Source organism: Coprococcus sp. OM04-5BH (assembly GCF_003482105.1).
Lineage (GTDB): Bacteria > Bacillota > Clostridia > Lachnospirales > Lachnospiraceae > Coprococcus.
Map to the genome: position 1 here is coordinate 176,586 of NZ_QULM01000004.1, position 22,922 is coordinate 199,507.

The window sequence follows — 22,922 nt, forward strand, 5'->3', positions numbered from 1 at the left end:
ATATGCTTAATTTTTTACAACATAAGTTATTAAATAAAAAATGGCTCAATGCATGTCTGCTCCTTGGTATAGTTCTTCTTATTGCAGTAATGTCCTGTACACCTATGTTTAAGAATGGTGCCCTTGACATGATGCTCTCCACCAAGTTCGGAGATAAGATAGAAGAAACCAACAATTATTCATGTGTTCTCGGCCGTGAAGGAAGCTGTGATACAGGAAAGTATCCTGATATGGCGTCCATAATGAACAGAACAGAGAAGTATCACAAAACCTGGTTCAGCTATGTTGATACCAAGGTACTTACAGAACAGGTAAAGTATTATATAGACGGCGGATTTGCCACATCCACATCAGGCAAGAAGGACAGCTACAAGCTGGCATATATGCCGGGACTTGAAGATCATATAAAGATAGTACATGGAAAGGGTCTTGATGAGAGTGAGGTTGTGGATGGTGCGTATCCATGTATTATTACAGAGGAGATCGCAGATGACAATAACCTTACTGTAGGAGAGACCATAACCTATGACAAGATCAAGGATTCTTCAGATAATCCGTTGAAGTTTTACATAGCAGGAATATTTGCAGAAAAGGACTACGGTGATTACTACTGGTATATAAGAAAGAGTGAATTTACCAAGCAGGGACTTGTAAGCCTTGATGCTTTTGACGAGATCATAAGCAAATACAGCATACCGACAGTATACAGCACAGATTACAACATGCTTGATTATTCGGACATAACACACAGGAATGCTTCTAACATAAGATACTATGTTAAAGAGTTCTCCAAGGCAGATGATCATATAGTTGAGAATTTCACAGATGTGATCAAGGAATATGAAAATGACGCCAAGACCATAGGGATAATCATATGGGTTCTTGAACTTCCGATACTGGTGTTGCTATTGGCATTCATATACATGGTTTCAAGCCAGATCCTCGAGATGGAGGAGGGCGAGATAGCCATGTTAAAGAGCCGAGGCACAAGCACAAGACAGATAATAAGGATATATATGGGGCAGTCGGCAATCCTGTCAGTAATAGCATTGTTCATAGGAATACCAATGGGATATGGATTATGTAAACTTGCTGCCAGCTCAAATTCCTTCCTGGAGTTCAGATCAGACAGAACCTGCTTCTACGGAATGACAGCCTCAGCGTTTGTATACAGTCTTGTTGCTGCAGTGATAGCGATATTATTTGTCACGCTTCCTGTGTTCAAATATGCTAAGAACTCCATTGTGGAGCAGAAGAGAAAATCAGGAAAGATCAATGTTAAGCCATTCTGGGAGAAGTACTTCTTAGATGTAATATTTGCAGCGGTATCCATATACCTGCTGTACAATTACAGGAAGCAGAGAGGAGTTATCGCACTGGATATCCTGGCAGGCAAGAGACCGGATCCGTTGATATTCCTTAACTCATCACTGTTTATATTTGCGGTGGGACTGGTGATCTTAAGACTTATAAAGTACCTTATCAGATTTATATACTTTATTGGAAGAAAGAAGTGGAAGCCGGCATTATATGCGTCCTTCCTCCAGATAACCAGAACCTCAAAGAAGCAGGGTTTTATCTCAGTATTTCTGGTTATGACCATTGCCATGGGTATATTTAATTCCAATATGGCGAGAACCATAAATGATAATAACCAGAAACGTGAAGCTTACAATGCAGGTACAGATCTTCGTGTAAGCGAGCACTGGGCAATGGGAATATACCATGACAAGGACAAGAATTCCAACTGGTATTACGAGGAGCCTGACTTTGAGAGGTTTACAGGCTACGAGGGAAGCCTTTACGATATGGCTACCAGAGTAATATATGATGATAGTGCTTCCATATCCGTAGGCGGTGAGACCCTTGATAACAATGTACTCATGGGTATACATACCAAGGAATTTGGCGAGACGGCAAGTCTCCAGTCAGACCTTAACAAGGAACACTGGTACAATTATCTTAATGCACTGGCACAGACCTCAAATGGTGTCATCATATCATCCAATCTTGCCAGGAAATACAGTCTTTCAGTGGGAGACAGTATAAGCTATACAAGATATAATCCCATCAAGTCCAAGGCAGATGAGCCTATTGCAACAGTATCCGGAAATGTTGTGGCAATAGTTGACGCATGGCCGGGCTTTGAACAGTACAGCTATGAGAAGGATGAGAAAGGCAATGTGTCAGAGGTGGAGAAGTATCTCGTAGTTGCCAATTACGCTTATGTTGTTGGAGCATTCGGACAGACACCATACGAAGTATGGATAAAGACAAACAGCAGCAATGATTACAAGGAGGTTCTGTCCCAGCTTGAAAATGACGGAATAAAGGTAAGTTCATATATAAGCAAAGACAAGAATACATTAAAGCTTATGGATTCATCATTGGTGGTAATTACAAATGGTCTGTTCTCATTAAGCTTTATAGTAGCAGTTGTGCTGTGTCTGGTAGGCTTCCTTATTTACTGGATCACATCCATCAAACAGAGAGAGCTTCTGTTTGGTATATACAGAGCTATGGGTATGTCCATGAAGGAAATAAACAAGATGCTCATAAACGAGCAGATATTCTCCTCGGTACTTGCCAGTCTGGCAGGCTATGGAGTAGGTGCCTTGACTACAATGCTGTTTGTCAAGCTTATTGCCATTGTATATCTGCCTGAAACACACAATATACCTATATCGTTGGCAGTAAATCCAATGGATATAATAAAGCTTACAGCAGTTGTAATAGTGATGTTCATTGCCTGCTTCATAGTTATCAGGACAATATTAAAGAAGATGAATATTACTCAGGCTCTGAAGCTTGGAGAGGATTAAGGTGGAGCGTATGTCAGAAACAGTATATAACAACGAGCCTGGCAATGATCAGGTATATGATGAGACAATATATGGTGATGATACGGCAGGTCAGGCATATGATGAGTTTGGTGATAACCAGGGAGTGTATGACCAGGACGATATAATCATAAGTGCAAGAAATGTTGTTAAATGTTTCCCTATGGGAAATGGTGAGAAGTTCTACGCATTAAAAGGACTTGATATGGATGTGCCCAGAGGTAAGCTTACTATCCTTAAGGGCAGATCCGGATCAGGAAAAACCACACTGCTCAATATATTAAGTGCTCTTGATGATGCCACAGAGGGTGAGGTTTATGTAAATGGCAATGAGCTTAACACCATGCCGGAGACAGAGAGAGAGAAGCTCAGGAGATATGATATAGGCTTTGTATTCCAGTCGGTTGCACTTATTCCTATCATGAACGCATATGAGAATGTAGATTTCGGTCTCAGACTTGCAGACTATGAAGGAAACAGAGATGAACGAATAAAAGAGGTTCTTGACATGGTGGGACTTGGCGGCAGAATGCAGCATCTTCCATCAGAAATGAGTGGTGGCGAGCAGCAGAGAGTTGCTATTGCAAGGGCAGTTGCCCATAAGCCTCAGGTAATATTTGCCGATGAGCCTACCGGAGCACTTGATACCGCGTCAGGTCTTACGGTTATGAAGCTCTTCAAGGAGCTTGTGGCTAAGGAAGGGATCACTATTGTTATGACTACCCATGATCCGAACCTTATGGAGCTTGGAGACGTTGTTTATGAGATAGAGGATGGTGAGATAGTTGCTAGGGCATAAGGAAAAGAAAGCTAAGAAAAATGAAGCTGCTGTAGATGAAACACAGGTGCAGAACAATGACTCATATCTTGGTGATCCGGACAATATAATTGAATGTGACGGTCTTGTTAAGATCTACAAGACCGATGAAGTTGAGGTTATGGCACTTCAGGGGCTGGAGCTTAACATTAAACGCGGAGATCTCATTGCCATCATCGGTAAGTCAGGTAGTGGAAAGTCCACACTGCTTAATATGATAGGCGGCCTTGAGAGACCGAGTGCAGGAAAGATGTATGCTGATGGCAAGGATTTATTTGCCATGAGTGACAAGGAACTGGTAGAATACAGAAGACACACAGTAGGCTTCGTTTGGCAGAAAAATTCCAGGAACTTACTGCCTTACATGACTGCTGTGGAGAATGTCCAGGTGCCTATGTTCTTCGATAAGACCAATAAGTCAGACAAGGAGAAGAGAGCCATAGAGCTCCTTACCATGGTAGGACTTGAGGATAAGATCAATTCCTATCCTGCCCAGATGAGTGGTGGTGAGCAGCAGAGAGTTGCTATTGCCATAGCTCTGGCGAATAATCCAAAGATACTGTTGGCGGATGAGCCTACCGGAGCGGTGGATTCAAAAACCTCCAATATGATCCAGGATCTATTCAGAAAGCTCAATGAAGAGCTGGGGATAACCATAATAATCGTTACCCACGATATAAGCCTTGCAAATAAGGTGGGACGTGTGGTCATGATCTCAGATGGTAAGATAAGCACAGAGAAGATCATGAAAGAGGATTATCGTAACAAAATCAATGAACTGTCGAGCGAAAGCTTTGCTGCTGAGGATTCCCATGAGGAATATTCAGTACTTGATAAGGCACATCGTGTACAGATCAATGAGGATATGCTGGCATCAGCAGGAATTGATACAAATAAGGTAAAGGTCAAGGTTGTAGACGGTCAGATCATAATTACCAAAGAGTAGATAATATTGATAGCAGCGGCAGTAAGTATTATAATGGTAATGATACAGATTTAAAATGGGCTGATGTTCAATACGGAGGAGTGTATATATGAAGAAAAGTTTTGTCAGAAGAGCGGTGGCTCTTTCCATGATTGGTGTAATGATGCTTTCAGGCGCAGCAACCGGCTGTGGCAAGAAGAAAGTGGATTACAATATTGATGATGAAAATGGCGGCTCTGAGAATGGCGGCAGTGGAGACAGTGGAGAGTTAAGAGCAAAGGTTAAGGCACCGGAATCCTACACCGGAGATATACCGGTTGGAAACTCAGGATTATCAAGCATTAAGATAAATGCCGAGAAAATAGAGATACCTAATGCGTCCACTATGTCAGTAGTATATTGTGAGCCGCTGTCATACGATAGTGATTATAAGAAGACACTGGCAGAGAGCTTTTTTGACAAGAGTAAAGGAATATATAAGTACGATTATGAAAAGCCGATCAGGGAAGATGTCCAGAAGGAGCTGGATGTATATCAGGCAATGCTTGATGATGCAAATGCAGCAGGCGACACGGAGAATGCCCAGTGGATCGGTGATACCGTAAATTCCTTAAAGAGTGACCTTGCCAAGGCTACAGATGAAAGAGAACCGGTGGGGGATACATATGATAGTGATAGTTATATAGGTTATATAGGCGATCAACTGTATGAACTTGATATGTATGGAGACAGCTCAGGAGCTAACGGCAGTGCAAGTATAGCACCGTATCCGTACATTACCATTAAGGATATCAGGCCCCATGACGATTGCTATAATGTTTCTTATTACGGCGATGATTATAATTCATACGACCTGGAGAACCAGAGTGACATGACAAAGGACGAGGCTGTTTCATATGCAACCTCTTATCTGGCAGATCTTGGTTTTAAGGATGCAATGCTTAAGAGCTGTTCACCGCTTATATGGGACTATTATGATTATGCTGGCAACACCCTGGCAGAGGAATGTGACGGATGGTCCATCACATTTGTCAAGTCAGTGGATAATGTGCCTATATATAGTCCGGATGTATGGAATTTAGATTACCTTGATACAAATAATGTATGGTACACAACCAGTGACCAGACTATTAATTTGAGTATATATAATGGCAGTGCCTTCCAGGTGAACATAAACTACTCTCTTAATACAATTAAGGAGGATAGTGATGTGGAGCTTCTTAGCTGGGATGAGATATTAAAGAGTGCCCAGGAGAAGATACCTGAGTTTTATAAGGACAATAAGACATCATATCTTGATCTTGAATTTGATAAGGTTAAGCTTACCTATTTCAGAGTCAAGGATGAAGATACAACAGGTCAGTATAAGCTTATTCCTGTGTGGGCATTTATTTCAACCAGTTATGGAGATGAAGAAGGCGATACTTCAACAGAGGAGGATACAGAGGAGGATACAGAGGATAGTGCGTTTGAAGATTCATATCCGACACAGCTTATTCTTATAAATGCCATGGATGGCAGTCTCATAGACGTTGCGTCTCAGTTAGAGGGTGAGAGCTATGATTCCGATGACGTTACAAGTAGCACAATATCCGATGATGGATCCTTTGCAGTGGAGAAGGAAGTAGATGAAGGGGATATCCAGTAAAAAGGAATAATTGAATAATAGAACTGCGAAAAGACGTGTGGAGTTTTTTTACTTCACACGTCTTTTTTTGTTATGGCAACGAGTCAAGTGCAACATGCTTGCATGTGTGCATTTGACGACTGCTGATCAGCGGATAAAACTCGCAAAGCGTGTTTTATCGCGGTAATGATGTCTGTGGCATGGTTGCTGTTCCATGCCGTTGTTATGGTAAAAAATTATCAATATCACATGTTGACAAATACCCTATAGGGGTATACTATATGAGCGTAATAAAGAGAGATAAGAATAATTATATTAAGAAAGGCAGATATTAAATGGATAAAGAAGAAAAAGATAAATGCTGCTGCGGACTGGTGTCAGATGTTGAAGGCAGGATCAAGGAACGCAGTGATGATGAGAAGAAGAAGCTTGTGAACAGACTGAACAGGATCGAGGGACAGATAAGAGGCGTCAAGAATATGTTGGAGACAGACGCTTATTGCACAGATATACTGATCCAGGTGTCAGCCATAAGTGCAGCCCTCAACAGCTTTAATAAAGAGCTGCTGGCAAGACATATAAGAACCTGTGTGGCAACAGATATAAGAGAAGGAAGAGACGATTCCATGGAGGATCTTCTTAAGACTATCCAGAAACTTATGAAATAGTCAGATATACAAATAACGTGAAAGGGGTTGACATAACTATGGACAAATATAATGTAACAGGGATGACCTGCAGTGCCTGCAGCAGCAGAGTAGAAAAAGCTGTAAGCAAGGTTCCGGGAGTTGATATGTGTCAGGTCAATCTCCTGACCAATTCAATGAATGTAGAGGGAACAGCCACCGGCGAAAGTATAATCCAGGCTGTTGAGAAGGCAGGGTATGGTGCGTCTCTGGCGGCGGGACGTAAGTCTGCCGCAGGTGGTGGTGGTAACGGAGCAGCCGTCTCAGGAAAAAACAGCACATCCGCCACAGTCGGAGCCACGGACTCAGTAGATAAGGAAACAAAAAAGATGTGGAAGAGGCTCATATCCTCAGTGATCCTTCTGATACCTCTTATGTATGTGTCTATGGGACATGTAATGTGGGATTGGCCTCTGCCGTCATTTTTTGATGGCAATCATATCGCCATGGGATTGGTTGAAATGCTCATAGCGGGTATCATCATGGTCATAAACCAGAAGTTTTTCATAAGTGGCTTTAAGGCTGCTGTGAATCTGGCACCTAATATGGATACACTGGTAGCAATGGGCTCCGGGGTATCATTTGCATATAGTTTCGTGGAGCTTATGGCTATGACGGACGCATACCTTAAGGGCAACGAGGAGCTGGTAATGCATTATATGCACAACCTGTACTTTGAGTCAGCAGCCATGATCGTGACACTTATCACCATAGGAAAGACACTTGAGGCATACTCCAAGGGTAAGACCACCAACGCCATAAAAGGACTTATGGAGCTGGCACCTAAGACTGCAAATGTTATCCGTGACGGAGAAGAGAAGAAGATCGCAGCCGATGAAGTGGCGGTGGGCGATATATTCGTAGTAAGACCCGGAGAAAGCATACCGGTTGACGGACAGGTAATAGAAGGAAACAGTGCAGTGGATGAATCAGCACTGTCCGGAGAAAGTATCCCTGTTGATAAGGAGCCGGACAGCAAGGTCAGCGCAGCTACCATTAATATGTCAGGCTTCCTTAAGTGCCGCGCTACAAGAGTTGGAGAGGATACCACCCTTTCCCAGATAATCGCCATGGTGGGAGACGCAGCATCGGGAAAGGCACCGATAGCCAAGATCGCCGATAAGGTATCGGGTATATTTGTCCCAACGGTACTTGTACTGGCACTGATCACTATTATTGTCTGGATAATAGCAGGAAAGGATACAGCCTTCGTACTTTCACGAGGAATATCCGTTCTTGTAATAAGCTGCCCATGTGCCCTTGGTCTTGCGACACCTGTAGCCATAATGGTTGGAAATGGTGTAGGAGCAAGAAATGGTATACTGTTTAAGACCGCCGCTGCCCTGGAGGCAACAGGAAGATGTAACACTATAGTTCTTGATAAGACCGGTACAATTACAAATGGTACTCCGGTAGTTACAGATATTGCCTGTGCACCGGGAGTAGAGCTTCAGGAGCTGCTGCAGGCTGCCTATACATTGGAGCAGTACAGTGAACATCCTCTTGCAAAGGCTGTAAATGAACGCTGCATGAGAGATAATGTGAAGCTTCTTAGTATTACAGATTTTGAAAATGTACCGGGTAAGGGTATACGCGGAACCATAAGCGGAAACAGGTATATAGCCGGAAACTATAATTATGTAAACCATAATGGCATAATATCAGAAGAGGCAGAAAGACAGTCGGATTTATTTGCTGATGAGGGAAAGACTCCATTGTTCTTCGCAAGAACTGATGAAACAGGAAAGTGGCAGCTCCTTGGTATTATCGCAGTCGCCGATGTAGTTAAGGAAGACAGCGTGGAAACCATAAGAGAGCTTAAGGAAATGAACTTCAAGGTGATCATGCTGACAGGTGATAACGAGAAAACTGCAAATGCCATAGGCAGACAGGTAGGTGTAGATGAGGTTATAGCCGGGGTTCTCCCTGACGGAAAGGAAGAGAAGATAAGAGAACTCATGAAGTCTGGTAAGGTTATAATGGTTGGGGACGGAATAAATGACGCCCCTGCCCTGACCAGAGCAGATATAGGTATAGCCATAGGAGCAGGAACCGATATTGCCATAGACGCAGCAGATGTGGTACTTATGCAGAAGGGACTTAACTCAGTGGCAAGAGCCATAAGGTTATCCCATGGTACCATAAGAAATATCAAGGAAAACCTTTTCTGGGCATTTATCTACAATGTTATAGGAATACCTATTGCTGCCGGTGTTTATTATCCTATATGGGGCCTTACATTAAACCCTATGTTTGGAGCATTTGCCATGAGTCTGTCATCGGTATGTGTGGTTATGAATGCCCTGAGACTCAACCTTGTGAAGCTGGATGGCAGAAACAGACAGCAGAAGGAAAATAAAACTTTAGAAAAAGTTAATGGTATTTCGGTGGTTGAAAATGTTATATTTATGAAGTATCATAATGTGGAAAAAAATGGAAGCACAGAGGATACAGATATAAATAATAAAAATTCGGTTAATCCATATAAAGCAGAGAATACTGCTATAGAAAATAATGTAAATAAGGAGAATGAAAAAATGACAAAGACAATGAATATAAACGGTATGATGTGTAAGCACTGTGAGGCAGCAGTTAAAAAAGCACTTGAGGCATTGCCACAGGTTGACAGTGCTGTTGCAGATCACGAGAAGAAGACAGCAGTAGTAACTCTTAACAGCGATATTGATGACAGTATTTTAAAGAAGACAGTAGAAGAGCTGGAGTACCAGGTGGTCTCAATATCATAAGGGAAAAAGAAACAAAGGATTAAGAACACATATAATAATAGAAGAAACAGGAATAAACAGGTATAGGGTATGAAGAAGTTTTTTAATTTGCTGTTCAGCAGGATGGTCATGACCGCATTGCTGGTGGTGATCCAGATAGTATTTTTCATTGTTCAGCTTATAATCTTAAAATCATATAGTGTGTATATAAATATAGGACTTACCATATTAAGTATTGTTGTGGGAGCTTATATTATATCCAGGGATATGAATCCATCTATTAAGCTGGCGTGGATAGTTCCTATTATGATGTTCCCGCTGTTTGGTGGACTTCTCTATATACTGTATGGACATGTGGTGATTCCAAGAAAGCTCAAGAAAAATCTTCTTCGTATAAAAGAGCAGGAGGTTTACGAGGATCTCTACGGGGTTGACTCCAACAGTGCAGAGATCCTTGTGGATGATCCGCCCTACAGGCTCATGAAATATACCGAGAAATACTCCAAGGCACCTGTATATAAAGGTGGAGTTGAGAAGTATTACTCCATGGGGGATAAGGTATTTCCTGATTTAATTCATGATCTGGAGCACGCAAAAAAATACATTTTTCTGGAGTTCTTCATAATAAATCATGGTAAGGTATGGGATGATATCCTTGAAGTCCTGGTGAAGAAGGTTGCTGAGGGTGTAGAAGTCAGAGTCATATATGATGATGTGGGTTCTGTGTTTTATGTAAACAAGAATTACTGGAAAGAGCTGGAGAAGATGGGAATAAAGTGTATCTGTTTTAACCAGATCTTCCCATTTATGGCTACCATACTGAACAACAGGGATCATAGAAAGATAGCGGTAATAGATGGAAATATTGCCTATACCGGAGGCTTTAACCTTTCGGATGAATATGCCAATATCACGCATCCCTTTGGCACATGGAAGGATAGCGGTATAAGGATGGAGGGCGGAGCAGCCTTCAGATTTACCATAATGTTCCTTCAGATGTGGAATACCTCAAGATTTACAGAGGCAAGCTACAAACGCTTTATCCCTGAGATAAAGGAGCACCCGCATATAGGTTATCTTCAGCCATATTATTCAAATCCCTTAAGTGTAGAGCATGCAGGGGAGAGCATATATCTGCAGGTGATAAATGACGCAAGAAATTACATCTATGTATTTACCCCTTACTTCATTACGGGAAGTGAATTGATGATGGCTATAAAGCTTGCAGCTAAGCGTGGGATAGATGTAAGGATAGTTACTCCGGGAATACCGGATAAGAAGTTTATATACAGGATGACTCAGTCAAGCTATAAGGAGCTTGTGGAGGCAGGTGTAAGGATATATCAATATAAGCCGGGATTTATACATTCCAAGGTCATACTTTGTGATGACAGTCTCGCTTCAGTCGGCAGTATAAATATGGATAACCGAAGCTTCTACCATCACTTTGAGTGTGGAGTACTTATATATATGAGTAAGGTTATCGCTGACATCAAAAGAGATTTTCTTCAAACCTTTGATGAATGTGATGAGATAGATGTAAGCTGGTGCAACAGAAGACGGTCAAGAATGTTGGTGGATGCAGTTCTGAAATTATTATCTCCATTACTGTAGCCAATATTATATGCCGGTGGTATAATATCAAAAGTCAAGATTAATAGAAGCTGCGGAGTGATTGCTATATATGAAGGCTGTAGAGAGAAAAAGTGATTTGAATAAAAGAAATAGCCAAGATAAAAACAAACACTATTCGGTAAATAAAACAATAAAGGTTGACAGTGGTTCCGGTCGTTTAATGACCGGTATTACGTCAGCCTTTTTGTTGTATATGCTGGTAATATATCCACTGGCTCTTCATGATCATTACTTTGATATTACATATACAAAATACACCGTATTTAAGGTGGGCATGATATTATTTGCCGTAATATGGGCAATGGGACTTGTGATAGTACTTACCGGTATAAATGCCGGAGGCATGAAAGGAAGACATGCAGGTGGAAATGTCAAGGTCGGCACAATGGATAAGCTTAAGGCGGTAATATGTGATGGCGTGTATGGAACTGACATTTGTATGGTACTGTTCTTTATTTCGGGGGTAATGTCATTCATAATGGCGGAGGATAAGAAAAATGCATTTACCGGAGCACAGGGAAGATACTGTGGTCTGGCATTTATGATACTTATATTTATAATGTATATTATTGTGTCTGCCAGAGTGAGCAATATGGAGAAGATGTGGTCTCTTATAAGTATGGTATTTGTCCTGGTTTCCTCTGTCACATTTATTATTGCAATACTTCAGAATATTGGATTTGATCCCTTTAAGCTTCTTGATGGTATAAACAGGAAGCAGAGGAATATATATGTGTCCACATTTGGCAATATTGATATATTCGGAAGCTTTATATGTATAGCATTGCCGTTGTTTATGGGACTTTATGTTACAGAGAAAAGTAACATAAAGAGGATAGTATACGGCATTGGAGTATTTGCAGGTTTCATGGCATTTATCCCTGCAAATGCTGACGTGGTGTTCGCCGGTGTGGGAGCGACTGTAATAGCAGTATTATTTGCAACTGTGTATATGGAGAGAGTGGACCGGTTATTTGAGCTTGTGATGCTTGGCTCAGGCGGGTATCTAGGTATGGTGTTACTTAGAATGCTAGTGGGTACTAATGGGGCAAAGATAACAGGCTTTAACAGGCTGGCAGAGCATCCGGCATTGCTTGTGATCATATTTGCAGTGGTATTGTTCATACGACTTATTATTCAGGTTTACATAAATAGAAACAAAACTGAAATTTACATAAATGAAAATAAAAGCGAAGTTTACATAAATAAGCAGAAGAACGGAACCGGCATAAAGCTTATCATTGCACTGGCGGTTGTCCTTATATCAGGAATTGCTGTTATCATATACGGAAGAAAAAATAATCTCGCCATGTTTGATTTTAATGATAAATGGGGATCCTACAGAGGATATATATGGAGACGCGTAACAGGATTATACGGTGAGCTTCCGTTTGTACAGAAGATATTCGGACATGGTAATGAGTCCATCCGTTCACTTATGGATGATCGGTTTTATGACGAAATGCTTCAGGTCACCGGAACAGTATATGACAATGCCCATAATGAGTACCTGCAGTATCTTGTGACACAGGGGTTGCTTGGTATGCTTTCTTATGTCGGTGTGGTTGGCACCGCTGTCATAACCGGAGTAAAAAAAATAAAGAAGTCACCATATATATTGGGACTTCTCCTTGCCGTGATATCCTACGGAGTTCAGGCAATATTCAACGTAAACCAGTGTATAACCACCCCGTACATGTTCCTTATGACAGCTATGCTTATAGGCATGTGCAGAAGAGCAACGGAAGAGTAGCAGGGCATTAATCCTTTAACTGGCTTACGAAGGATTTGTAATATGCCTGACCTATAGGGATTGACGTTGGTTTGTTTGGTGTCTTTACTGCAACATACTTGGTTGTCTTGTCATAGTTTGCAATAAAGTATTTGTTTACTACATAACTCTTATGACATCTTATAAAGTAGTCTGGGAGCTTTCGCATAATAGCTGCCAGGGAAATATGAGCAGTGAAAGTTCCTGAAAGGGTATATACTTGTGTATTATGATTGGTACAGCTCATGTATATTATCTCAGACGGAAGCACTCTGAAATGTACTCCTGCCAGGTTACGAAAAGGTATAGGCTTCTCGGAAATAATTTTTTTGTCTATAAGCTTCTGGATAGAAGCTGTAAGCTCTGCCGGCTTAAAAGGCTTAACGAGAAAGTCGAAGCAGTTGGTAGCGTGGATAGCATGGGCTGCCTCTGCAGCATAGCCTGTTAAGAATAATATAGGTGTATTTTCAAACTGCGGAAGCGTACGGATATAACTGCCAAGATCAACACCGGTAAGATTGTTGGAGGAATTAAGCTCAATGTCAAGGAGTATAATATCTATGGCTGTATCGCCGGTGAGTAATTCAACGGCTTCATCGTAGGTTGATGCAGTAAGACATACTGTGCCCTTAAAAGATTTCTTCACTATTGAAACAATTCCATTAAGCTGATTCATATCATCATCAACAATAAGTGCGTTCATAACGGTCTCTCCTTAGACTATAAACTCAAATTTAATAAGAGTATCCCCGGATGCAGGGGGATTCTCAATGTACAACTCACCATTATAACTGTCAAGAAGTTGTTTTGCATTTGCAAGACCTGTACCTCTCTTTGAAGTCATAGAGTTGGTAACGGTTTTGGTGGTATAGCCGACTTTTACCATATTCGCCCTAAGCTCCGGTGTGAGCTTAGGCCCCTTATTTATAGTGGTAAATATTATACGATTATTATCACTGTCTATTTCGATCTTTATACAGTCATGAGGCTCAACCGCCTCCAATGCATTATCTGTTAAAATACCCACAACCTTTATAAGTTCATATTCAGGCATATTGCTGGACAGATCAAAGTTCTTAATTGTAAAGTCGATATCTTTATCAGCTTTTCTGGCAGTCTCAAGCTTGCTGTATAGAAAGCCCGATAAAACCTTCATGTTTAATTTGATCAGATCTGTCTGTCGGAAATCTCTGGCAGCTGCATCTATATGCTCATTAAGAGCTTTCGAGAGGGAAGCGTAATCATCATATGAACAGGCTATCATCTGAATGGCATTAAGCTCATTTGCATAATCGTGCTGTCTACGGCGTATATCCTTTATAAGATTGTCCATCATAGGCTCATAGGTGTGGTAGCTCTCAAGACTTTCCTGTTGCTTCGTTATGGTTTTCTGCTGTTCTATGATGAGATAGTCGGAAATAAACACTATTATAGCAAATGATATGAGCAATGGTATCATAACAGTTGCATCGATACTGGTGAATTTTGTTATAAGGATCTCCATTAAAAGCATAAGAGCGAGATCTATCAAAGTACATTTAATATAAAGATTGCTCTTCATAATGGCGGTATATATTTTATGCACAGGAACAAAAAGCAGCAGTATGAGACCGATAGAAATTGAACCGGTCTCACCTATTACAGCTTGAAGCTTAGGACTTTCAATATTAAACCTGCTGAATACCATCATAAACAGATCCTGTATTATGATTATGTACACATATGCAAGGAAATAGCCTATCAGGGTCTCAAGATACCCTTTTTTATACATTATTATATATGCCAGATAGCTCATTGGAAATAACAAGAGTGTTGTTATTGAGTCCGGAAATATATATGAAAAAAATGTACTTAATCCCATGTATGTGAGAATAACTGGCAGAGGATGATTAGTGCTCCATATTTTCATGGAAAAAATTCTGCACAAACACAGGACTTCAAAAAGTGTATCAAGGATAAAACAACAATATTCTATAACTGAAAGAGACATGTTTTATATAAAACTCCTTTTTATTTAATGCTAAATTACATTATAATTTTTAGGTTACTTAATGTCAATAATAGTCCGAAAATCTTTGCTTACAAGCCTGAAAATCTTTGTTCACTACCTCAGAATCTTCGTTCACGACAAATTGATGAAAAAGTATAGGAATTTTTGTCGTAAAATGTTAGATTATCTTCAGCGGAAGGAATTATAGGTATATGAGTAACTATACACATGAAATCAGTATCATTTTATCAAAAGGATTGATTGGTGATACCTGTGAAGAGGATCAGATAAGAAGTTCCAAGGTGGTATATGCAATAGAAAATGTTATTGAAGAAATTAAGTCTTATTTTGTGATTTTTCTATTGTTTGGGTTGATAGGGAAGATGCTTGAAGTATCGGTTTGCATAGTGACGCTAACTATACTCAGAACATGGACAGGTGGAACTCATATGAATACATCTTTAGGTTGCGGTATTGTCACCATCTTGTTTTATGGTGTTTCTGTGTTTGCCGGCTTTATTTCGATACCATGTGTCCTGACGTTGATTCTTTTGGTTATATACATGTTCATATGTGTATTGTATGCACCGTTGGCGTCTGTACAGAGACCGAAGCTTGGAAAAGAGAGAGTAAAGCGGATAAAAGTCAGAGCAGTATGTGGTGTGATATTGGTTATCCTGATGTATGTGTGTATGACTAGGTACAGGGATTATATAGGGAGAGTTGTACTGCTGCAATTTATGGATGTGGTAGTGGCAATACTTATAAGCAGGAATGGAGGAAATAAAAATGATGAAAAATGCTGAAGGTAAAAAAATGATATCGGGAATGGTTGCAAATGTACTAGAGGATATTACAGATGTATTTTTGACTGGAAGTGCGTGTAAAACCAGGTGGGGTGAAGTAGCACTTCCGGATAATCTCAGAAAGTATTATGAGGAGAAAGAAGAGGAGCATAAAGATAGATAACTTGTGGGATTGGATAAAAAATGCAGATGTTGATATTATATTGAGAATTGAAGCGTAAACATGAGCGTGCATAGTATGATGTATTTCTCAGAAGTGTAGAAGCGTTTTAATAAGATATTATACGAGGAGGAAACAATATGAGTTTTTTTCTGGGCTTTAAGATTAGTTATATATTATCAAAAATCTTAACAGGATATGTTACTTTGTTTTCATGTTTGGCAGACCTGCTTGTGGCAATTATTAGTGCGAGAAAAAGGAAAGTAATGTTTTGCATTGTCATGAGTGCGTTATTAATCGGAACATTTATATTGTATAATAGCAATTTATATAATAGGGTAGATTCTGCATGCAATTCCGATAAATATTATTTTGGCGAAGAAAAAAAAGGCGAAGCAAATGGTGATGGTAGATTATTTGATAATGATGGAAATTTGCTATATAAAGGAGAATTTCGCCAAGGAAAATATTCGGGTGAAGGCAAAGAATATTCATATTATGTTGAAAAAAATGAAAAGACGTATCTAGTGTATGAGGGAGCGTTTTATGATGGTAATAGAAATGGATTAGGAAAGCTTTATAATGAATCTGAAGATTTGATATATGAAGGATGCTTTGTTGATGGAGAAAAAGAAGGCTTCGGAACCGAGTATTCATATGATGATAGTGGGAAGCTTGTGAAGATTGTTGGTGTGTTTTTAAATGGACAGTTAGATAAGGAGAGGAATTACGAAATTTATGTCGATGGTGAATTGACATATTTAGGGGTGTCTGATGAAATTAGTAATTTGAAAGGGGATTTAAGAGAAGATATTATGAAGTGATATAGATAGGGAATGTGTAATTGCAGTGACTTTATAGTTAATTGATCATATATAATGATGAAGATTATACATTCCTAAGAACTGGTTAAAAAAAGACGATGATATTTGGCATCTTTATATTTTTAACAATAGTGTTATACAGCATAGCTATTAGCATTGATTTAAGAAAGAACGAAATATGATACAAACTTATTTTACTTAAAAAATTAGTGATAATAGTTGATTATCTATATTTTTTATTACGTAATTACTAGGAGGAAATATATGAACACATTACTGAACGAATATATAAAATTGTATGAAGAAATGAAATATAATACTCAAAATTGCATTCCATTATGTGCAGCCGAAACATACATTTCAGAATTTGTAAAGCAACCTTTAAATTCTGAGTTTGAAGGGAAATACTATTTTTTTGAGAATAACAAAATTTCAGAATTAAAATCTCTTGTAAGTATTGCATGCAATCAGTTATTTCGTTCAAAATATGCCAATGCTGAAAGTTTAAGTGGAATCAACTGTTTCACAGTCTGCGTTATGTCTATATTGACATCTGGTGAAAAAGTTTTACTGTCTACACCAGAACAAGGCGGACATGCATCTATGCCCATAATACTGGATTCTTTGAATATTTCATACGATTCAATTCCATTTGATTTTGAAAAATATCAGATTGACTATGATAATTTAAATAAAATGTGCTCAACAGGTGATTATTCATTTATTATTTTTTGCCAATCTGATTTGATTACTGTACCAGACCTAAGCAGAATACATACGCCGACCAATATGGGAATAATTTATGATGCTACTCAAACCCTTGGACTGATTTGCGGGGGCTGTATCGATAATCCATTAGACTATCCTAATGTTATTTTGTTGGGAGGGACTCATAAAACATTACCTGCGGCAGCCTGTGGATTGATTATGACAAATAACGATTTATATATCGAAAAATTAAGTTCGAATGTTACACCAAATTATCTTCGCGATATTCAGCCAAATCATATAGCTAGTTTATTACTTTCACTAATTGAACAAATAGAATATGGCCATACATATCAAAATTTAATAGTATCTACTGCCAATAGATTAGGCAGGGAATTAGAAAAAAAAGGCTTTAATGTTGCTAAAATAAATAAAAATAGCTACACAATGACACATCAAATATTTTTATTGATGTCAAAAGATGAAGCCGATCTTTTTTATAGCCATGCATTGAGCTATAATGTGTCATTAAACCAAAAACATAAAAGATTATTTCATGATGATGGTATAAGGCTTGGCACTCAACAAATCGCTCGTTTTGCCTGGGAGGAATGCGATATAGTTAATCTTGCACAATTACTATTTTTTATTAAGAATAATAGACCTCAAAAGGATATAATGGATCTTAGAAAGTCTCTTATTAATAAAAAAATGCCTCATTTTACATATAATGAAATTATTATAGAATAGTCATTATTCTATGCTCGAAGCAATTTACTATTTGTTCCTTATCTGGGTCATTTAGCTCAATAGAGTTTAGTCTATGAACAAGTAACATGCCATAATTATTTTTACCTTTACATAAATCGCATATTTCATCTTTTGACAAAAAGTTATCTCCTTTAAATATTCTTATTTTTTGTATTTTTGCCAAGTAATATTTCATGATGTTAACTTGAATTTTTATATTGTCATCATCCGTTATTAATGTACAGCTATTATAGTCTAAAAGAGCTAATTTGTACTTTTTAAAAAGCCTATTTATTTCTGCACGGATAAAATATGCATTGGCCAATAATCTATTATTCTCTGCCTTGTATCCCTCTATAACATCGTTTATAGGTTTTATCAAATCATTTATGTCGTTGTAAGAATTTTTATAATATAAATATATAGCTTCATTACGCATGATTTTTAAAACATTCCAATCATCTTTTTGTAACAAACTAGTTTGACACATTTTAAAATTATTCAAAAAAGTTTCTAAACTACTCAAATTGGAGTATGGTACTGATAAATCATCAACAAAATATTTAGCAACTAAAATTCCTAGTGAATCGGTCAATCCACATATGTTAAACTCTTGAATTTTTTGCAATATCAAAAGAGCCTCATTACATTTCCATAGATGCTTATTGTAATGTGCTTCTAATATTTCTATTTTGTTATTTTGGTTATAACTTATTAGCCCTCTATTTTTTAGTACATAAAGCAAACTCAAGGCATTTTGATAATTGTTTAACAGATGTTCACAATCTGACTTCATAATATAATATTTAAAAAACAAATCATTATTGTTCGAAAGAGCTATTCTGTATGTTTCTGCAAAATTATCTAATTTCTTTTTTGCAATGGAATAGTCCCCTTTATATAAATCGAGCTGAATGCTATTTAATTCTTTGTCATATGTAGTCTGCAGATTGCTTGCGAGTTGTTTTATCCATTTTACATACTCTTGACGTTCTAAAATAAAATGAATTTTACCAATATTACCAAATGTAAGCTGGTACAATATTGCAATTTCTTTTTCATTTAGGGTTTCAATATTACTATAATTATGTTTTATATTTTCCTGTAATATTGGTATATTGTCAGAAGCAAAATCAGATATTTGATAAACAATCCCCTTTGTCTCAATACAACTAGTCGGAATAAATATCAAAGAAAAACCATATATATTTTGTTTTGATAAAATAGCATCAATTTTTTTAACGTGATCTGCAACGATCAACGTTTTTTTGTTTATAATATTATTTTCGAAAAACAAGTTCAAATCTAATTCTGTCATTTCCTGAAGATCAACATAATATACCTTTTTTATGTAACTTTTTGATAAAACATATTTTTTAAATTCAATATCTTTTGGGTGTCTGATATAATCAATCAATTTAAATGCCAACCAACTTTTACCACATTTATGTTCTTTTCCAATCAATTGTATAATTTTATATTCATTAATTAGATTTATTAATTCCTGTAAGTCTTTTTGTCTATCTGTAAATGTATTTTCAGACAATCTATTAATAAAAGTATTTTTTTCTTTATTTCTTTCATGCATTATAGGTAAAACTGAATATACATATGGAATAATTAGCAACAGCACTCCGAATATAATCATCAATATGCTGCTACTTTTACGTGTAGTGTAAATATATATTATAACAAGAATAACCCCAAAAAATATTGGCAAAAAAATTCGTATATTTTGTGATTTGTTTTTTTTCATCATATTGTAATCCTCAAGTATAATGCAATGATTATTTTAGTGATAATCAACTATTATCTATAAAAAATATAGATGGAGATGGGGATGATTATATAGATAAAATGGATTGTTTTGGGTATGTGATAATAAAAAAAGCACATCACGGATTGATGTGCTTTGACTCCCTAAATATTAAAATTATTCCTTGGATGTTTTGTGGACAAAATGCTTTTTTGTTTCGCCAACGCCACATGTGTATATATTTCAGTTATGTTGATAGAACTGTGACCAAGCATTTCCTGAATATAACGGATATCCACGTCTGCTTCAAGTAAGCTGGTAGCAAATGTATGCCGGAACATGTGGGGCGTTATATGAAGATCAATGGATACAAGCTTGGCATATTTGTTTATCATTCTTCGTACAGCCTGATCGGAGAGCGGATTGCCGGATTGATTTGCAAAAAAATGATTGCAGTTATTAATTTCATCACGGAAGGAGGTACTGTATTCTTTCAATATGTTGATAACAGACACAGTGCCGATCTGGATTTTACGTTCTTTTGATCCTTTGCCGTATATGAGGATGCTTCCGTCGTAAAGATTTATGTCACTGCTTTTCAGGGCACATAATTCAGAAATTCTCATGCCGGTTGCAAATAACAGTTCAATGACTGCAGCGTCTCTTAGGGAGTTCTTCCTCTGATATTCAGTTTTGGCAATATCACGCTGTCTGTAAATTGTTGTTAAAAACTTTTCTACAGTATGAAGAGGAATAGTTTTAGGCAATATTACAGGTTCGCGAAAACGTATTTGTATCCGGTTGAATGGATTTCTGTTAATCATTTCTTTGTATTCAAGGTGATGGAAGAATGATTTTAATGACGCAATTTTTCTTTTCACTGTCTTAGGTTTGTAAGAATTATGTAGAGCACCGATATAATCTTCCAACATTTCTGACGAAATGTTTGTGATGTCACAGACACCTACAAATTTCGAGAATTGCCGTAGGTCGATATTATATGCCTTTAAAGTTTTGGAATCCAGGCGTTTCTGTGTATTGCAATATTCCAGATAATGTTTGATCAGTGTTTCTAAATTGTTCATGATTTGTCTCCTTATGTTATTGGCACGGTTTTCTAAATGAGGACGTGCTTTAATTTAGTGTGTCATTTCACACGTTGGTTTGTTTAGTAGATGTATTTTACTATATAAAGAAAAATAATGCCGAAATTAATAAAGAATTTGCCATATATGTAGAGCTATTAAATAAAATGTGATAATATATAATCGATAGTTGTTTGTAGGACAATAACTGTTTGATTTCTATACACAGATAAAATACGTTTTACGAAATAATGTACCGGAGGGGGAAGAGCGATATATGAATGAAAGAAAACACATAACATCAAGAGAATACATACTTAGGGCAGTGGTGGCAGCTATACTTATTATTGTGACATTTATTGCCATGGATTATGTGGTTTACATTGGAAATGATCCGCAGGAGGATGGGTATATCAAGTGGTTCCTTGACATGCATGGATGGTATATATTTGCGGGAGTTGTTGTTATGTTTATTCCGTATGAAAAGGTGTTGCAGGAATTTCTTAAGGATAACAGGGATAGATTTAGCTTATCATTTGAGGCGAGAATGTGGGCTTTGGCTGGTGTTGGAGTAGGAAGCTTCCTGCTGACGTTTATGGCATCAAGACTTGCGGCAGCATCCATTCCATTTAGATATCACCCAGTGATCTTTATGGGTATAAATGCAATATTTTTTATCTTGTGTTTGATTATTTTTCCGCTGTTTAAGAATGAGAAAAGATGGATGATCTATGTGGCTGTAGCAGAGATTTTTGACACGATTGTGTTTTACACATCAACTATTCATGTAATTTCGGATTCTTATGTGACAGAGGTGGATATCCAGGGAAATAATGTGGAATCTCATTTCATATATGCAATTTTAATTTGCTATTCGGTGCTTATTTCTTCATTTGTCTATGGCTTATCCAGAGGTAAGAATAGGAGGGACATAATAAAGGTTGCAGTTGCGATATTTATAATATCAGTTGCAATTTTTGGTTTGGTTGCACTAGGTATGGGCTTCATTAAATATGAACTGCCTTTCTGGAGAGAGAATGGAATTGGCGGTCAGTATTTTGGAATAGGTATGGGAGCGTTTAAATCGGCTGAGTATATTGTGGCACTGATATTATTTGCAGTGAGCACGGTGTTTGTATATCTATCCGGTAAAAGTGTGGCGAAGTATTCTAAGGTGAGAGTGGCAGTGATCAACTGGGTTACAATTATGTTCTTAGTATTCCTGGTATGGCAGATTCTTGAGGATGTTTTGCAGGCCGCTTGTGGTATAAAAGCAGTAGATCCGGTATTCAACTCTACAAGTATCGTTGCTGTATGCATTGTTATACGAATGTTGATCATTCCTGTTCAGCCGGAAGAGGAGCTGGAGTATAAATTTTAAATAGAAATTTTCAAAAAACGAGGCTTCATAGTAGATTGATATACTGTGAAGCCTTATTTCTTTTATAATTATAATAGTGTGAATTGTTTGAAAAATATACAAAATGTATAATGGCGTGGACTAGTTATTCTTTTTTATCTCGTTGATATACATTTTCGCTTCTTCAATGGTTATTTCACATTCGTCAGCTATCTGGGCAAGAGACTTCCCCTTCTGGATTTTCTTTGTTATCTGTTGTAATAACGTTTGTCTTTCACCTTTCTCCATCCCCTGTTGTATAAGTCTGTCACTTAATGCTACATAATCTTCGTCACCCATTTCAGACACCTTCTCTCTGATAAGATTGTCATTGTTTAACAGATTGTCCTCTATGTTGTGCAATGACGTTACTAATAGTTCAACTTCATTTGCATTAAGTATACCATTCTCATGGAG

General features: G+C 37.9%; 17 protein-coding genes and 1 pseudogene. 13 read left to right on the forward strand and 5 right to left on the reverse strand.

From position 1 onward, the window contains the following. Positions 1–2 precede the first annotated feature (2 nt). The 8 genes from DXB54_RS09130 (at position 3) to DXB54_RS09165 (ending at position 13,009) form a co-directional block, all read left to right on the forward strand. The gene (locus DXB54_RS09130; RefSeq protein ID WP_118694981.1) at positions 3–2,822 is read left to right on the forward strand and encodes an FtsX-like permease family protein; all 2,820 of its coding nucleotides are present in this window, start codon (positions 3–5) and stop codon (positions 2,820–2,822) included. A 10-nt stretch (positions 2,823–2,832) separates the two neighbouring features. Beyond that, on the forward strand, positions 2,833–3,639 hold the full coding sequence (locus DXB54_RS09135) for an ABC transporter ATP-binding protein (protein WP_330426382.1): 807 nt from the start codon (positions 2,833–2,835) through the stop codon (positions 3,637–3,639). After that, positions 3,626–4,603: an ABC transporter ATP-binding protein gene (locus tag DXB54_RS09140; protein WP_021938557.1), complete on the forward strand. Its 978-nt coding sequence runs from the start codon at positions 3,626–3,628 to the stop codon at positions 4,601–4,603. The genes DXB54_RS09135 and DXB54_RS09140 overlap by 14 nt, the downstream gene beginning before the upstream one ends. 88 nt (positions 4,604–4,691) lie before the next feature. Continuing rightward, positions 4,692–6,230, forward strand: coding sequence for a DUF6034 family protein (locus DXB54_RS09145; protein WP_118694982.1), 1,539 nt, complete (start codon positions 4,692–4,694; stop codon positions 6,228–6,230). 314 nt (positions 6,231–6,544) lie between these two features. Further along, a complete protein-coding gene (locus DXB54_RS09150; protein WP_021938555.1) occupies positions 6,545–6,877 on the forward strand; it encodes a metal-sensing transcriptional repressor in 333 nt (110 codons plus the stop codon). 38 nt (positions 6,878–6,915) lie between these two features. Next, positions 6,916–9,642, forward strand: a complete 2,727-nt coding sequence (locus tag DXB54_RS09155; protein WP_118694983.1) for a heavy metal translocating P-type ATPase — start codon at positions 6,916–6,918, stop codon at positions 9,640–9,642. Between the two features lie 69 nt (positions 9,643–9,711). Continuing rightward, on the forward strand, positions 9,712–11,235 hold the full coding sequence (cls, locus tag DXB54_RS09160) for a cardiolipin synthase (RefSeq protein ID WP_118694984.1): 1,524 nt from the start codon (positions 9,712–9,714) through the stop codon (positions 11,233–11,235). 97 nt (positions 11,236–11,332) lie between these two features. Next, positions 11,333–13,009 (forward strand): O-antigen ligase family protein, encoded by a 1,677-nt coding sequence (locus DXB54_RS09165; RefSeq protein WP_158578221.1) that lies wholly within the window; start codon positions 11,333–11,335, stop codon positions 13,007–13,009. Positions 13,010–13,016: 7 nt separating this feature from the next. Here DXB54_RS09165 and DXB54_RS09170 read toward each other — a convergent pair whose 3' ends face one another. Beyond that, positions 13,017–13,730, reverse strand: a complete 714-nt coding sequence (locus DXB54_RS09170) for a LytR/AlgR family response regulator transcription factor (RefSeq protein WP_118694986.1) — start codon at positions 13,728–13,730, stop codon at positions 13,017–13,019. Between the two features lie 12 nt (positions 13,731–13,742). Beyond that, positions 13,743–14,798: a sensor histidine kinase gene (locus DXB54_RS09175; protein WP_158578222.1), complete on the reverse strand. Its 1,056-nt coding sequence runs from the start codon at positions 14,796–14,798 to the stop codon at positions 13,743–13,745. A 431-nt stretch (positions 14,799–15,229) separates the two neighbouring features. On the opposite strand from DXB54_RS09175, the gene DXB54_RS09180 reads away from it, so the two are divergent. From DXB54_RS09180 to DXB54_RS09195, 4 genes are all read left to right on the forward strand, one after another. Continuing rightward, complete coding sequence (locus DXB54_RS09180) at positions 15,230–15,823, forward strand: accessory gene regulator B family protein (protein ID WP_118694988.1); 594 nt, start codon at positions 15,230–15,232, stop codon at positions 15,821–15,823. Further along, positions 15,807–15,986 (forward strand): hypothetical protein, encoded by a 180-nt coding sequence (locus DXB54_RS09185; protein WP_118694989.1) that lies wholly within the window; start codon positions 15,807–15,809, stop codon positions 15,984–15,986. The genes DXB54_RS09180 and DXB54_RS09185 overlap by 17 nt, the downstream gene beginning before the upstream one ends. 137 nt (positions 15,987–16,123) lie before the next feature. After that, positions 16,124–16,807, forward strand: a complete 684-nt coding sequence (locus tag DXB54_RS09190) for a hypothetical protein (protein ID WP_118694990.1) — start codon at positions 16,124–16,126, stop codon at positions 16,805–16,807. A 264-nt stretch (positions 16,808–17,071) separates the two neighbouring features. Continuing rightward, positions 17,072–18,265 carry an amino acid hydroxymethyltransferase gene (locus DXB54_RS09195; protein WP_118694991.1) on the forward strand — a complete coding sequence of 398 codons (1,194 nt, stop codon included), beginning with the start codon at positions 17,072–17,074 and terminating at the stop codon, positions 18,263–18,265. Here the strand turns inward: DXB54_RS09195 and DXB54_RS09200 are convergent. Both DXB54_RS09200 and DXB54_RS09205 read right to left on the reverse strand, forming a co-directional pair. Further along, the gene (locus tag DXB54_RS09200) at positions 18,255–20,024 is read right to left on the reverse strand and encodes a hypothetical protein (protein WP_118694992.1); all 1,770 of its coding nucleotides are present in this window, start codon (positions 20,022–20,024) and stop codon (positions 18,255–18,257) included. The genes DXB54_RS09195 and DXB54_RS09200 overlap by 11 nt on opposite strands. A 161-nt stretch (positions 20,025–20,185) precedes the next feature. Continuing rightward, on the reverse strand, positions 20,186–21,106 hold the full coding sequence (locus DXB54_RS09205; RefSeq protein ID WP_118694993.1) for a tyrosine-type recombinase/integrase: 921 nt from the start codon (positions 21,104–21,106) through the stop codon (positions 20,186–20,188). A 277-nt stretch (positions 21,107–21,383) separates the two neighbouring features. On the opposite strand from DXB54_RS09205, the gene DXB54_RS09210 reads away from it, so the two are divergent. Then, positions 21,384–22,487 (forward strand): hypothetical protein, encoded by a 1,104-nt coding sequence (locus tag DXB54_RS09210; protein WP_118694994.1) that lies wholly within the window; start codon positions 21,384–21,386, stop codon positions 22,485–22,487. 120 nt (positions 22,488–22,607) lie between these two features. Here the strand turns inward: DXB54_RS09210 and DXB54_RS09215 are convergent. Continuing rightward, positions 22,608–22,922: pseudogene (locus DXB54_RS09215) on the reverse strand (hypothetical protein); the annotation flags it as partial.

Bases quoted from the DNA above. Each gene is read 5' to 3' on its own strand.
- DXB54_RS09130 (WP_118694981.1), top strand. From the start codon at position 3: ATGCTTAATTTTTTACAACATAAGTTATTAAATAAAAAATGGCTCAAT.
- DXB54_RS09135 (WP_330426382.1), top strand. From the start codon at position 2,833: ATGTCAGAAACAGTATATAACAACGAGCCTGGCAATGATCAGGTATAT.
- DXB54_RS09145 (WP_118694982.1), top strand. From the start codon at position 4,692: ATGAAGAAAAGTTTTGTCAGAAGAGCGGTGGCTCTTTCCATGATTGGT.
- DXB54_RS09150 (WP_021938555.1), top strand. From the start codon at position 6,545: ATGGATAAAGAAGAAAAAGATAAATGCTGCTGCGGACTGGTGTCAGAT.
- DXB54_RS09155 (WP_118694983.1), top strand. From the start codon at position 6,916: ATGGACAAATATAATGTAACAGGGATGACCTGCAGTGCCTGCAGCAGC.
- cls (WP_118694984.1), top strand. From the start codon at position 9,712: ATGAAGAAGTTTTTTAATTTGCTGTTCAGCAGGATGGTCATGACCGCA.
- DXB54_RS09170 (WP_118694986.1), bottom strand. From the start codon at position 13,730: ATGAACGCACTTATTGTTGATGATGATATGAATCAGCTTAATGGAATT.
- DXB54_RS09175 (WP_158578222.1), bottom strand. From the start codon at position 14,798: ATGTATAAAAAAGGGTATCTTGAGACCCTGATAGGCTATTTCCTTGCA.
- DXB54_RS09180 (WP_118694988.1), top strand. From the start codon at position 15,230: ATGAGTAACTATACACATGAAATCAGTATCATTTTATCAAAAGGATTG.
- DXB54_RS09185 (WP_118694989.1), top strand. From the start codon at position 15,807: ATGATGAAAAATGCTGAAGGTAAAAAAATGATATCGGGAATGGTTGCA.
- DXB54_RS09190 (WP_118694990.1), top strand. From the start codon at position 16,124: ATGAGTTTTTTTCTGGGCTTTAAGATTAGTTATATATTATCAAAAATC.
- DXB54_RS09195 (WP_118694991.1), top strand. From the start codon at position 17,072: ATGAACACATTACTGAACGAATATATAAAATTGTATGAAGAAATGAAA.
- DXB54_RS09200 (WP_118694992.1), bottom strand. From the start codon at position 20,024: ATGATGAAAAAAAACAAATCACAAAATATACGAATTTTTTTGCCAATA.
- DXB54_RS09205 (WP_118694993.1), bottom strand. From the start codon at position 21,106: ATGAACAATTTAGAAACACTGATCAAACATTATCTGGAATATTGCAAT.
- DXB54_RS09210 (WP_118694994.1), top strand. From the start codon at position 21,384: ATGAATGAAAGAAAACACATAACATCAAGAGAATACATACTTAGGGCA.